This window comes from Pantoea sp. X-Soil-ISGK-285 (genome assembly GCF_059730815.1).
The window spans coordinates 374,081-387,061 of sequence record NZ_AP035938.1 but is presented as its reverse complement, the minus strand read 5'-3'; the positions used below and the strand labels follow the sequence as shown (position 1 = coordinate 387,061).

Sequence of the window (12,981 nt, the reverse complement as noted above, 5' to 3'; positions counted from 1 at the left end):
GCGATTTCAGGAGCAGGGGTTTAACATGAAAGTAGGCATTATCGGTCTCGGCTTTCGACTGTCCCACGTGATCAAAGAGTTCAGCAAAGCCGACGACGCCTTCTCGGTAGTGGGTTATTACGATCCGGCACCCGCCGGACTGCCTAATCTGCACAGCTTTGGTATCGCGCCCGGCCAGGCCTTTGCGTCAATCGATGCTCTGCTGGAACATGGCGGAATGGATGTCGTGCTGGTTGGCTCTCCCAACTTTCTGCATCTGGAGCATGTGGGTCAGGCGCTGGCAGCGGGTTACACGGTGTTTACCGAAAAGCCGGTGGTGATCAATGAAGAGCAGACCATGGAGATGGCGAAGCTGGTGCGTCAGTATGGCGAAGCGCGCATTCTGGTCGGCCTGGTACTGCGCTATTCCCCGCTCTATCACGATCTGCTGGCGGCACGCGATGCGGGTCAGTTGGGTGAGATCACCTCGATTGAGGCGACAGAACATATCAAGCCTTATCACGGCGCATTCTTTCAGCGCGACTGGCGACGTCTGGAGAAATATGCCGGCCCGTACATTCTGGAAAAATGCTGTCACGACATCGATCTCTATCAGGGGCTGTTGCAGGAGCGCCCGATCCGCGTCGCCAGCTTTGGTGGCCGGAAATCCTTTACTCCCGCTCATGCGCCGCAGGGAGCTATCACCGCTGACTCAGAACTTTATCACGTGAAGCCCAGCGGCTGGTCGAGCACCGATGCGGTGTTCGACAGCGATGCCGATATTGTCGACTACCAGACTGCCCTGATTGAGTACGAAGGCGGCGCGACGCTGGCCTTCCACGCCAATCTGAATGTGCCGGATGAGTTCCGCCGTTTCTGTGTCATGGGCACCGACGGCATGGCGGAAGGCGACTTCGTGCGCAACTACTTCCGCGTACACAACGCGCGCAGCGGCGAGAAAGAGGTCGATACCGCCTACAGTGGCAATGCGTATGATGGCCATTACGGCGCAGATGCGTTGATGGCTGAAGAGATCGTTAAACATATTAAACAGGGAACACCGCTGAAAGTTTCAGTAGTGGACGCGCTGGAAGCGGGCCTCACGGCAATTAAAATCGATGAGGCTCGTAAAACCCGCAGCGTAGTGGACATGCGTGAAAGCTGGCTAACATTTGACGCCAACCTGGGAAAAACCGGGGCCTGATGGCCCCAGCCTGCGGGTCGGCCTCCCCCTCTGACCCCAGGATTTTAATGGCAGTATGACTGGTAACTTCCTGTACTGGCCTTCGGGCCAGTGACAATATTGAGGTTGAGCTGGCTCGGGAAACCGTCGCCAGCGACAACTCAGCCGCCCCCTCTCCAGCCATCTTCTCCGAAGGCGTATTTGATTAAATGGCCCCCTGCTGAAGGCAGCGCTTAATGAAGGTTTTTTTCATTCCGGGCGCAGACCGAGGGGCGCTGGCAGTGAAGATACTCATACAGCAGCAGCATTCCTACCGGGTTATCCTCCAGATTTTCGAAATCAACGTGAGTTTTTTCCAGAAGATATTTTCTCAGGGCGCTAACCGGGATGTTTTTATGGGAAGCCAGCGCCCGGCACAGCTGCGCCACGATCTCGCACTTTACTGAATACGGCACATCAGGATTATAAATTTCCGGAATGGAGTGAGTCTGATTCATAACGGTACCCTCTATAAGCGCTTAAGCTGACTGAGGAGGCCACAGGCCTGCCGATGAGAGATAAGTTATAGCAAGGAACGCGTTTTCGTGTAAATCAGGAACGTTTTGAAAGGCGTCACGGAGCTTTGCGTTCGTCCGGTTTGCGTCTCAGTCAGAGGCAACTTACATACTCACAGCGAATGGATGGCGCTTTTGCGTCTTTGCGCAAGGCATAGGCTCCCTGAGACTGCACTCAATTCTACAACCGTATCTGCCTCACCAACCTCGGTTGTTCAAACCGGATCCACCTCATTCTCCAGCTTCTGACGACGCCGCAGATGTGGAAACAACTTCATCCACAGCGCCACCACTACCAGCGTACCGATGCCGCCAATCGCCGCCGCCGGTGCCGCACCCATCCAGGCCGCCAGCAACCCCGACTCAAACTCGCCCAGCTGATTCGACGTATTAATGAAAATCGCGTTAACCGCATTCACCCGACCGCGCATGGTATCCGGCGTATCCAGCTGCACCAGCGCACCCCGGATCACCATACTCACCATATCAAAGCCACCCAATGCACAGAGCGCCACCAGCGACAGCCATAACTGCGTGGAAAGCGCGAACACCAGCGTCGCAACGCCAAAGCCCGCCACCGAGCCAAACATAATCATCCCGACATGCTTCTCCAGCTTGTGACGGCTCAGCCAGATGCCCACCAGCAATGCTCCCACCGACGGTGCGCCGCGCAACATCCCCAACCCCCAGGGCCCGGTATGCAGAATATCTTTGGCAAAAATCGGCAGCAGCGCCGTTGCACCGCCCAAAAGCACCGCAAACAGATCGAGCGAAATTACCCCAAGTACATCTTTGCGCTCACGGATAAAGTGAATCCCGGCAAACAGATTCTTCATATTCATCGGCAGACGAGCCTGCACCGGGCGTTCATAACGCAGCAGACTCACCAGCGTCAGCGAAACCAGATAAAATAGACCGGAAACGCCATACACCACATGCGGCCCGGCGACATAAAGCAGCCCGCCAATCGTCGGCCCGACGATAACCGCTGCCTGACCGCCCACGGAGTTCATCGCCATCGCACGCGCCAGAATCGAAGGCGGCACCAGCGACGGCAGCATCGAAGACATCGCAGGCCACTCCAGCGCTTTCGCCACCGCAATCATAAACACCAGCCCCCACAAGGCGGTCTTATCGGGGGTATGGAATAAGGTAAGCACCACTAATGCCAGCAGTGCGGCAAATTCCACCAGCTGACCCAACAGCACGATCCGCCGCCGGTCATATTGATCCGCCAGATGGCCCGCTGGCAGCGCCAGCAACACCGACGGCAGAAACTGCATTAAGCCAATCATCCCTAACGCCATCGCGCTGTTGGTCAGCGCATAGATCTGCCAGCTGATTGCGACCGAGAACATCTGAAAACCAAATGATGAGCAGGTACGCGCCACCCAGAAGGCGACAAATGTCCGATGTCGCCACAGCGACTCTTCCGCTGCCGATGCCATAAATCCCATGTCTTATCCCAAATCAGGTGAGGAAACCCGCGTCGTTGCGCGGTGTTATTGGTGTGGTGATTGTCGGCTTCACGATAGCAGACCGGATGCGAGCAGAAGGCCTGCGGCTTCAGCGCAGCCTCCCTGCGCGATAAGCAGCGTCCCTGTCCGGCCGAGGCGCGTCAGACCCCTCATGATTATTACCAGCCTATTGGTCCCGACTATTGAATATATTCCAGCACATCATCAGACGCCAAAGGAATTATCGTTTCTTTGCTAACAGGTTTATTTACTTTCTCAGGCAACAAAAGGATGATTTGGATTAAGCATGTGATCTATATTTATTCACGCGTTTAGAAAAATGCGACTTTTTATATGCTTAATTAACAACAAATCCTTTCTATTGAATTTCATAGAGATAATGAAAAACAGTTTATATAACCCCTATGTTACTGAACCAATCCATCACGTTAAGCGTAATGTCACTGGCATTTGTTATAGCGTGCCTTATCTTCAGCAAAACCAGGATAGCGGCAATATACTTAATACAAACAACATTATTTCATTACACAATCAAATTGCTACTGAAGCAGCATTAATGGTTGTGCCGGTGGAAGATATTCGATTACGGGGAATGATCGCGGTTCCGGATGCCTATACGCATTTACAAAATGCGCGTGTCCGGATTGGAATTAATTATTCCAGTCTGGCAGCACACAGTACGTCACTGCTTGAATTAACAAAGAAATTTGATTTCTGGCTTTATGATTTTGCGCCGCCGGGTGCAGACTGGCGACTGCTGGAATCTTTTCCTTTTTCAGGAATTGTTTTAACCGAATCTTTCTTTAATGATAATTATGAGAAGTTTACCTTTCCCTTTTTTATGGCGACGTTCCGTGAAAAAGGGGCAGAGGTAATCGTACGAAGTCATACGCCGCCCTTAACCGCTGAGCAGTTTGCTGAGATAAATATCAGCGGCTGGCAACAGCAACGCTCGGACGGCGATCTTATTAGCTGCTGATTCACAAATCCTGCCTTCCGGCGTTAAGGGCACACGGCGGTGCGCTTAACGTCCTTTAATCCCCCATAAAATGTCGTTTTATTCCAGTTGTTAAGCGGTTTAAGCCAAAAAAATCAAACCTCGATCTGATTTTGCTATAACATTTAACACAAAGGGATCGTCTGTCTTAACGGAAGAGATACTTCAGAACACCCTAATCATTTGTACTTGATAACTGGAAACAGCCTATCTGGTTGTTTTCGTGTGTTTTATGGCAACGAAACGAGGTCGATATTATGGGGAAAAACTCCTCATCTTTTGGCGTAATTCGTTTCCTGACGGTGCTGTTCGCAGTGCTGACGGGCGCGTTTATGCTGATTGGCGGTGGCTGGTTAGCCGCCATTGGTGGTTCCTGGTATTACGTTTTTGGCGGTGTGGTGATGCTTATCACCGCTTATCTGCTTTCCCGTCGTAAAAGCACTGCGCTGGTTCTCTATGCGCTGCTGCTGATCGGCACCCTGATCTGGGGTGTATGGGAAGTGGGCACCGACTTCTGGGCACTGGCACCACGCACCGATGTGCTGGTGATCTTCGGTGTCTGGCTGATCCTGCCGTTTGTTTATCGCAGCTTCAACGCGGGCAGCAAAGCCGCGCTGGGTACCATGGCTGTGGCGCTGATTGCCAGTGCCATTGTGCTGGCCTATGCGGTATTCAACGATCCGCAGGTCATCAACGGGTCAGTACCAGAAACCGCTGACAACGCCCCGCAGGCTGCGCCGCTGAGCAACATCCCGGATGCTGACTGGCCCGCTTATGCGCGCGATCAGCAGGGAACCCGTTTCTCTCCGCTGAAGCAGATTAATCACCAGAACGTGAAAGAGTTGCAGGTTGCCTGGCAGTTCCAGACTGGCGACATGAAAACCCCTAACGATCCGGGTGAAATTACCGACGAAGTCACGCCGATTAAAATCCGCGACACGCTTTACCTCTGTTCGCCACACCAGATCCTGTTTGCACTGGATGCGGCCACCGGTAAGCAGAAGTGGAAGTTTGATCCGGGCATGAAGGTCAACCCGACCTTCCAGCACGTGACCTGTCGCGGTGTTTCTTACCACGAAGTGCCGGCAGCCGCCGATGCAGCGAACACTCAGCCTGCGCTGTGTTCACGTCGTATCTATCTGCCGGTCAACGATGGTCGTCTGTTTGCACTGGACGCAGAGACCGGCGAACGCTGCCCGGCATTTGGCGTCAACGGCGAGCTGGATCTGCAACACAAACAGCCTGTCACCACTGCAGGTCAGTATGAGCCGACCTCACCGCCGGTGATTACTAACACCACCATCGTGATGGCGGGTGCGGTTACCGATAACTACTCAACCCGCGAGCCGTCAGGCGTGATTCGTGGCTTTGATGTGAATACCGGCAAACTGCTGTGGGTGTTTGATCCAGGCGCAAAAGATCCTAATGCCATTCCGGCTGATGAACACACCTTCACCATGAACTCTCCGAACTCATGGGCACCGGCAGTTTACGATCCGAAACTGGATACCGTTTACCTGCCGATGGGCGTGAGCACACCGGATATCTGGGGCGGTAACCGCACACCAGAGCAGGAGCGTTATGCGAGCAGCGTGCTGGCCCTGAACGCCACCACCGGTAAGCTGGTCTGGTCTTATCAGACTGTGCATCACGATCTGTGGGATATGGACCTGCCGTCGCAGCCTACGCTGGCTGACATCACCGACAAAGATGGCAACACCGTACCGGTTGTCTACGCGCCAGCGAAAACCGGCAACATCTTTGTACTGGATCGCCGTACCGGCAAGCCAGTCGTGCCTGCGCCAGAAACGCCAGTGCCACAGGGTGCTGCTAAAGGCGATCACGTTGCCGCCACTCAGCCCTACTCTGAGCTGACCTTCCGTCCGAAACAGAATCTCACGGACAAGGATATGTGGGGCGCAACGATGTTTGACCAGCTGGTGTGCCGCGTGATCTTCAAGCGCCTGCGCTATGAAGGTCCGTTCACCCCGCCATCTGAGCAGGGTACGCTGGTGTTCCCGGGTAACCTCGGTATGTTCGAATGGGGCGGCATCGCAGTCGATCCTCATCGTCAGATCGCGATTGCTAACCCAATGGCGCTGCCGTTTGTCTCTAAGCTGATTCCACGTGGCCCAGGCAACCCGATTGAGCCGCCGAAAGGCGCTGAAGGTGGTTCAGGTACCGAAACCGGTATTCAGCCTCAGTATGGCGTGCCGTATGGCGTCGAGCTGAACCCGTTCCTGTCACCGTTTGGTCTGCCATGCAAACAGCCTGCCTGGGGTTACATCTCCGCGGTGGATCTGAAGACCAACAACGTGGTGTGGAAACAGCGTATCGGTACCGTTCGCGATAGCGCACCGGTTCCGCTGCCGTTCAAAATGGGTATGCCGATGCTGGGTGGTCCTATCACCACCGCAGGTAAGGTGTTCTTCATTGGTGCGACCGCAGATAACTACCTGCGTGCTTTCAGCACTGATACCGGCGAACTGTTATGGCAGGCACGTCTGCCAGCAGGCGGCCAGGCGACACCAATGACCTATGAAGTGGATGGCAAGCAGTACGTTGTCATCGCGGCAGGGGGTCACGGCTCGTTTGGTACCAGGCTGGGCGATTATGTGATTGCCTACGCGCTGCCAGACCAGAAGTAATTCACGCAGCTGTGAATAAACTAAGGCGGACTCCGGTCCGCCTTTTTTGATCGCACTACTTTTTCATGCCACGCCAGTTGAGCCAGGCGCAAAACAGCATCACCACGCAGGTTGCCAGAAACACCGGCCGCATCCCGAATGCACCGCCCACCAGCCCACCGAACAGCGGGCCGCTGACCTGGCCGATATATTGTGCCGATGTCGAATATCCCAGCATACGCCCAACCTGTGAGCCCGGCACGTTATGACGAATAATCGCCGTGATGCACGGCATCAACCCGCCCAGCGCCATCCCCATCAGAAAACGCAGCAGCACCAGTTGCCAGGCCGCCGTGATAAATGCCTGGGGTATCAGCAGCAGCCCGCTAACGACTAAACCGCCGGTCAGCACCCGCCAGTGCCCTACCCGATCGGCCAGCCGACCCAGTCGTGGTGCCGCCAGGACCGTGCCCAGCGCCGCCGCGGACATCACCAGTCCGGCTATCAGGGTGATCTGGTGGTCGCCCTGCACAAACTCGCCCACGTAAAGCGTAATAATCGGCTCAATCGACATGCTGGCGAAGATCAGCAACATGCCAGAGAGCCACATCAGCCGTATCAGGCTGTGATTAACCGGCCCGGCTTCAGGATGCGGTTGCTGGCTGGCGCGCGATGTAGCGGGAGCACGTGGCTGCTCTTTGAGTAAAAAGGTGGTGGCGAGGAAGGCGAGAAAAATCACGGCACCGGTCAGCCAGAAAGTCTGACGAATCCCGATCAGTGGCGGTAATACACCGCCGAGCAGCGGTCCGACCACGTTACCGGCCATAATACCGGAAGATAATACCCCCAGCGCCCAGCCGGTCTGCGCTTTCGGCGTTTGCGCCGCCACCAGAATGGTCGATCCCGATGCGTAGCCGCCCAGCAGCCCCGCCAGCAGGCGCAGCGCCACCAGTTGCCACGGCGCGGTCGCCATGCCAATCAGTGACATCGCAATCGCCATCCCGAGACTGGCCCGAATCAGCATCAGCTTACGACCATAGCGGTCAGCCAGCCTGCCCCACAACGGCGCCGTCAGTGCGGCGCTGAAAAAGGTCGCGCCGTAGGCAAGGCCGGACCAGCGGGCGATAGCGGCAGGCTGCTCAACGCCGAGTTGCTGAACATAGAGCGGCAGGAACGGCAGCAGCAGCGTCATCGCCACGATAGTGGTAAAAGAGCCGACGACGCAGACCCCTAAGTTACGTCGCCAGTGCTGAAACTCTGCAGTTTCGGGTGACTGTTGCATGATGATATCCGGTGAGTAATCAGGGATACAGGCTAACCGGCGTAGCGGAGTAACAACAGTCGCGGCGGGATAGTTACTCTGTGGCGCTGATTGTTGTCAACAGGCAACAATCAGCCTGTATTCAGCGCCGCAACCAGGGCATCGCACAGCAGCGTCACGGGCGACGCCGGTTCAGGCGTGTCGTGCAGCAGCAGATAACTTTGCAGACGATCCATCTGCCACTCCGGCAGCAGTTGCTGAATATCCCCGCGCGCCATCGCCTCCTGGGCCATGTAGGAGGGCAGATAGGCGATGCCGCTCCCTGCCAGTGCCGCATTGAGCAGCGCCATGCTGTTATTGGCGCGAAAACGGCTACGTACATCCAGTGCCAGCCGCTGTTTATCACGGCGGAACGGCAGTGCGGCGGTGTGCGCCGGACCATGAAACAGCAGCAGGTCGTGGCGTGGCAGCATCTCAGGATGCGTGATGGCGGGTCGCTGCGCCAGGTAGGCGGGCGCGGCATAGAGCCCCCACTCGATTTCGCTCAGTACCCGAAAATTGCCCTGCTGTGGCGATCGGGATCGGATCACAATCGCCAGATCCGCCTGATCATCGAGCCGATCGTGACTGCGATCGGTCAGATCAAGATCGACATTGATATGCAGATGCCGACGCAGAAAGCGGTTAAGGACAGGGACTACGCACTGGCAGCCAAACGTGACGGGTGCCTGCAGCCTGACATGGCCTGCGGGCTGCTGATGCACCTGCTGCACAAAGGCTTCGGCGCGCTGCACTTCGGCCAGCATCCGCACACAGTAGGGATAGTACGCCTGGCCCAGCTCGGTCAGCGCCAGCCGCCGGGTGGTACGTTGCAGCAGCCGGATACCGAGCCGCAGCTCCAGACGGGCGATCTCCCGGCTGACATGGGATTTGGACAAGCCGAGTGCGCGTGCCGCCTCACTGAAACTCTGTAATTCCACAACCCGTGCAAATACCAACATGGCGGTTAAATTCGCGCCGTTTTCCATGTTTCCCGACTCCGACAGTAAAGGGATGCTGGCAACAAACTAACACGTTCGGGCGGGGTCACTGTGGCTGATGGGCAAAAAAAGGCGAGGCGAAGAACAAGTGGAGAGAAGCGCAAAGCGCGGGCCGACCTTCCCGTCCGCAGGCTGTGACGGGAAGGTCTTATCAGGCATCAGCTGGCCATCGCCAGAGGGAATAGCAGCCGATCCGGCTCGACGCGACGCTGACGGCGCAACTGGCCAGGCGTCACCATAAAGTAGTTTTTAAACGTGCGGGTATAGGCCTGCTGGGTATCAAAGCCATAGTTCATCGCCACCTGCAGTATCGCTTCGTTGCTGCTCAGCAACGTGAGCGCAGACTCGGTTAAACGGCGCTGACGGATATATTCTGCCAGTGAAAAGCCGGTATGCTGGCGAAACAGCCGTTGCAGATGCCAGCGCGAATAGCCCGAGCGGCGCGCCACCTCATCCAGATGCAGATCGTGTCCTAAGTTGTTCTCAATCCAGTCCAGCAAACTCCGAATAAACTCGCGCTGATTCATGGTTCCTCCTGTTGATGCTGATGTGCAGTGGAGCCACTCTACCTGCTAAAATTTATCCCTTAATTAGCAGAAAATTAGCGCAGAATTAGCAACGGCGGAAACGGAGGCGGAATCGCGCGGCCAGCGGGGCTTTAGTGTGAAAGTTCGTGAAGAGATTGCTGCTGAAAAAAGGCAGAAGATAAAAACGCTGAGTCAGACAAATTTATTTCTGCATCATAAGTGACGGGGGCATTCAGCCCTGTCAGGCGTCAACATGTTTGAGATATCGCTGATATTCCTGAGCCAGAAAATCAACGCCTTCCTTTCGGGTGACATAATCAACATCAATTGAGGTTATGGATGTTACATCAGGCTGATCAGGATAAAGATGCAGGTAGGTCAGATACCAGTACATAACAGCCTGACCGCCTACAGTAATAACCGGTGACGGAAGTTGTCCGGCGTTATCAATAAGATAATGGTTGAGTTTAAGGATCTGTTCTTCTGGAGGAATAGCGTGCAATGTCATAAAAAAAGCCCACCTGTATGATGAGCTTATTTTACTACCTGGCTGATTTCAGCACGGCGTGACATCAGAAAAATGCGAGGCTGCGTCCACTTTTTGCAGGCACAATACCCTGAGGACGTTTTTCAAGCACGCGGCCCGGAGCCTGACCATTTCGGACGGCTTCAACACGATCCTGATACTCGCGCTGATGTCTGATTTTTGCTTCCTGGGCTGACATACTATTCACCGCTGAAATGTCTGGCATTAATCTGTTGCTCAAATATACGTCACCCCATTTACGCTTGCAATCGCTGGCATCTCAATGGATATGGATGGGGACATCAGGCCACCTGACTCCTCCATAAAATACCGGTGACGGCGGTCCGCGAAATAATTCATGCTGTGGCAAGGCGGCAAATGCGCGAGTCCCCGGGAGCTGACATAAGTCAGTGACTGGGGTGAGCAAAAGCAGCCAACGCCGCCACAGTGCGAAGTATGACGGCGGATAATTCTGGCCTAACAATTGGTGAGTAAACTCTCTCCCTATCTTTATGAAGGAGATCAGCCATGCGCGTGTTACTGGTTGAAGATGATGAAATGATCGGCGCGAACCTGCAGCAGGCACTGGAGGGCGCGGGCTGGTCGGTGGACTGGGTGCGTGATGGCATCTATGCCCAGAATGCCTGGAGCGAAGGCGGCTACAGCTGCGTGCTGCTCGATCTCGGCTTACCGCGCGATGATGGCCTGCAGGTACTGCGCCGGGCGCGCGGGCGCGGCGACGCCACGCCGGTGCTGATTCTTACCGCACGCGACACGGTGGCGCAGCGGATTCAGGGACTCGACAGCGGCGCTGACGACTACCTGCTTAAACCGTTCGATTTACAGGAAGTCATGGCCCGGATGCGCGCGATTACCCGACGCAGCCACGGCGCAGCAGACTCGGTGCTGGGCAGCGGCGATGTGCAGCTGGATATGATGACCCGCGAAGTGCTCTACAAAGGACAGCGCGAGCAGCTTACGGCGCGCGAATATGCCCTGCTCTACGCCCTGCTGGAGCGGCCAGGCGCTATTCTGTCGCGCGAGCAGCTGGAAAATCGCATCTATGGCTGGGGCGATGAAGTCAGCAGCAACGCGGTGGATGTTCTGATCCACGGGATGCGCCGCAAGCTGGATAACGACGTGATCCGCAATGTGCGCGGACTGGGCTGGCGGGTACCGGCAATATGAAACCCTTCACCTTTATGCGTTCATTACGCAACAAATTACTCTCTACGCTGCTGATTATTCATCTGCTGATGATCGGCGGCGTCACCTGGTATTTCTTCAGCTGCTACGGCGATATGGTCGGCACCATGAAGGACGATCAGCTGGCAAAAATCGCTGATGCCTGGTCCACTAATAAACAGATGCCCGCCCTGATGCCGATGCTTATTGCGCCTGACAAGGCGAAGAGCGCCTTTGTGGTGCAACTGTGGGACGATCGGGGTCAGTTACGGGCCAGCTCATGGCCGGAGCTGCAGGCTCCGCTGCAAAATCAACGGGGCTATCGCGACGTGCATGTGGGTCAGTGCGACGACTGCGAATGGCGCATCTATACCCGGCCCGGCTTACCTGGCAGCGAGATCAAAACCATCCAGGTGATGCACAACCTCAGCTACATGAAGGCATTGATGGTCAAGCGGGCGCTGTCAGCGATCATTCCGTTGATCCTGATGATGCCGCTGTCACTGCTGGTGATCTGGCTGGTGGTGCGCAAGATCACCCGGGATCTGCAGGTCGCTTCGCGTCAGATTGCCGCGCAGGAGACGCATCATCCGCACAATGTCTCACCCGAAGGCTTGCCGGATGAGATCCTGCCGCTGGTGGCCGCCTACAACTCGCTGCTGAGTAAGCTGCGTGAGGCCTGGTCGTCGCAGCGTCAGTTCCTGGAAGATGCGGCGCATGAGCTGCGCACGCCGGTAACGGCGGTGACCTTGCAGCTGGAAAATCTGCGTCAGCATATCCAGCCAGGCGAAGCGAGCCGGCAGTTCAGCCAGCTGGAAGCGGGCGTCACACGCACCCGTCATCTGGTCACGCAGTTACTTAATGTCTCGCGTCAGGATGACCAGAGCGTGGTCGCCAGCGTCGAGCATATCGAACTGGACGATCTGCTGAAAGAGAGCATTGAGCAGCTGATGGTAGTGGCAGATAAACGCGGCATCGATATCGGCTTTAATGGCTCCACGCAGTATCGTCTGCAGGCCAGCCGTTCCGAGCTGCGCAGCCTGTTCGACAATCTGATTGGTAACGCCATGTTGCACACGCCGGAGGGCAGCCTGGTCGATGTGCTGCTGCATCGGGTCGCAGGTAAAACAGTGGTCGATATTGTCGATAACGGGCCAGGCATGCCGGAATCCTTTATCGAACGCGCCTTTGACCGTTTTACCCGTTCACCTGACGTTAAAGCCCAGGGCAGCGGGCTGGGATTATCCATTGTGCGCAACGTCGCACAGAAGCATCAGATTCACGTCGCCCTTTCCAATTGCATGACGCCACAGGGTGCCATTTGTGGTTTGCAGGTTCGCGTCACCCTTCCCTGATCCCGCCCGTTTGATCACGAACCAGACAACGTAAACGGTTGCCTGGTTCCGTTCGATCCTGGTCATTATTGTGAAGCGCATCACATTTTAGCTGAATTGTAATGCAACACTTTTTGACAAACGTGAGCAAAATCTATTTTCTATCGATCTGTTACAGGCACGCTACGCGGGCTGAAGAACTGGCTGTTATTTGCTGTGAAACCCTCATTCCCATCAAGGGACCGATTTCTCTCTGACTGCGTCTGCTGTGCGGCGGTCAAAAGCATGTG

The 12,981-nt window shown here is 55.6% G+C and carries 11 protein-coding genes; 6 read left to right on the top strand and 5 right to left on the bottom strand.

Features of this window, described 5'->3' with window-relative positions; genetic code table 11:
• The first annotated feature begins 25 nt into the window (after positions 1-25).
• Together AC6I8B_RS01710 and AC6I8B_RS01705 are read left to right on the top strand one after the other, a co-directional pair.
• Positions 26-1,183: a Gfo/Idh/MocA family protein gene (locus AC6I8B_RS01710; RefSeq protein ID WP_010252054.1), complete on the top strand. Its 1,158-nt coding sequence runs from the start codon at positions 26-28 to the stop codon at positions 1,181-1,183.
• Between the two features lie 215 nt (positions 1,184-1,398).
• The gene (locus tag AC6I8B_RS01705; RefSeq protein ID WP_124889615.1) at positions 1,399-1,608 is read left to right on the top strand and encodes a hypothetical protein; all 210 of its coding nucleotides are present in this window, start codon (positions 1,399-1,401) and stop codon (positions 1,606-1,608) included.
• Positions 1,609-1,931: 323 nt separating this feature from the next.
• Here AC6I8B_RS01705 and AC6I8B_RS01700 read toward each other — a convergent pair whose 3' ends face one another.
• Positions 1,932-3,173 carry an MFS transporter gene (locus AC6I8B_RS01700; RefSeq protein WP_010252060.1) on the bottom strand — a complete coding sequence of 414 codons (1,242 nt, stop codon included), beginning with the start codon at positions 3,171-3,173 and terminating at the stop codon, positions 1,932-1,934.
• Positions 3,174-3,573: 400 nt separating this feature from the next.
• On the opposite strand from AC6I8B_RS01700, the gene AC6I8B_RS01695 reads away from it, so the two are divergent.
• Complete coding sequence (locus AC6I8B_RS01695) at positions 3,574-4,173, top strand: hypothetical protein (RefSeq protein WP_029519503.1); 600 nt, start codon at positions 3,574-3,576, stop codon at positions 4,171-4,173.
• 275 nt (positions 4,174-4,448) lie between these two features.
• Positions 4,449-6,839, top strand: coding sequence for a glucose/quinate/shikimate family membrane-bound PQQ-dependent dehydrogenase (locus AC6I8B_RS01690; protein WP_010252065.1), 2,391 nt, complete (start codon positions 4,449-4,451; stop codon positions 6,837-6,839).
• Positions 6,840-6,894: 55 nt separating this feature from the next.
• Here the strand turns inward: AC6I8B_RS01690 and AC6I8B_RS01685 are convergent, their stop codons facing one another.
• From AC6I8B_RS01685 to AC6I8B_RS01670, 4 genes are all read right to left on the bottom strand, one after another.
• Positions 6,895-8,100, bottom strand: coding sequence for an MFS transporter (locus AC6I8B_RS01685; protein ID WP_010252067.1), 1,206 nt, complete (start codon positions 8,098-8,100; stop codon positions 6,895-6,897).
• Between the two features lie 110 nt (positions 8,101-8,210).
• Positions 8,211-9,107, bottom strand: coding sequence for a LysR family transcriptional regulator (locus AC6I8B_RS01680; protein WP_010252069.1), 897 nt, complete (start codon positions 9,105-9,107; stop codon positions 8,211-8,213).
• Positions 9,108-9,277: 170 nt separating this feature from the next.
• Positions 9,278-9,646: a helix-turn-helix domain-containing protein gene (locus tag AC6I8B_RS01675; protein ID WP_009092546.1), complete on the bottom strand. Its 369-nt coding sequence runs from the start codon at positions 9,644-9,646 to the stop codon at positions 9,278-9,280.
• 241 nt (positions 9,647-9,887) lie between these two features.
• The gene (locus AC6I8B_RS01670) at positions 9,888-10,154 is read right to left on the bottom strand and encodes a hypothetical protein (protein WP_154209812.1); all 267 of its coding nucleotides are present in this window, start codon (positions 10,152-10,154) and stop codon (positions 9,888-9,890) included.
• Between the two features lie 546 nt (positions 10,155-10,700).
• Between AC6I8B_RS01670 and AC6I8B_RS01665 the strand changes: the two genes are divergently transcribed.
• Together AC6I8B_RS01665 and AC6I8B_RS01660 are read left to right on the top strand one after the other, a co-directional pair.
• Positions 10,701-11,360, top strand: a complete 660-nt coding sequence (locus tag AC6I8B_RS01665; protein WP_010252086.1) for a response regulator — start codon at positions 10,701-10,703, stop codon at positions 11,358-11,360.
• Positions 11,357-12,712 (top strand): sensor histidine kinase, encoded by a 1,356-nt coding sequence (locus AC6I8B_RS01660; protein WP_022625242.1) that lies wholly within the window; start codon positions 11,357-11,359, stop codon positions 12,710-12,712. The genes AC6I8B_RS01665 and AC6I8B_RS01660 overlap by 4 nt, the downstream gene beginning before the upstream one ends.
• Positions 12,713-12,981: the final 269 nt, after the last annotated feature.